1 protein-coding gene is annotated in these 546 nt (G+C 74.0%); it reads left to right on the forward strand.

The window, feature by feature from the left end; translation table 11 throughout:
• On the forward strand, positions 1 to 512 hold a 512-nt coding region (locus D588_RS25865), incomplete at its 5' end, for a FimD/PapC C-terminal domain-containing protein (protein WP_043086822.1).
• Positions 513 to 546 lie beyond the last annotated feature (34 nt).

Genomic DNA, 546 nt, shown 5'->3' on the forward strand with positions numbered 1-546 from the left:
GCCGCGATCTCGACCAGGCCTTCGCCCTGGTCTCCACCGGCGGCGTCGCCGACGTGCCGGTGCTGCTGGAGAACCGGCCGATCGGCCGCACCGATGCGCGCGGCTTCCTGCTGGTCACGCCGCTGCTGGCCTGGCAGCACAACCGGCTGTCGATCGATCCGATGCGCCTGCCGCCCGAGTTGCGGCCGGAGCAGGTCGACCAGATCGTGGTGCCGCGCGATCGGACCGGGGTGGTGGTGGCGTTCCCGATCCGCCGCAGCGACGGCGTGCTGGTGCAACTGCACGACGCCGCCGACGCGCCGCTGCCGGTCGGCAGCCGGGTGCATGGACCGGGCGTCGACACCGTGGTCGGCTACGATGGCCAGGCCTATGTGGAAGGGCTCGCGCCCGGCCGCAACGACCTGGAGGTGGACATGCAAGGAAGCCACTGCCGGTTCCGGATCGAGCGCCCGACGCAGGCGCCGCCCACCCGGCTGGGTCCGCTGCGCTGCCTGCCGGAGCGCACGCCGTGAGCGCGCGCGCCTGGCGGATATGGCTGGCGGGGCG

The sequence above is a fragment of the Xanthomonas sp. SHU 308 genome (assembly GCF_000364645.1).
GTDB lineage: Bacteria > Pseudomonadota > Gammaproteobacteria > Xanthomonadales > Xanthomonadaceae > Xanthomonas_A > Xanthomonas_A sontii.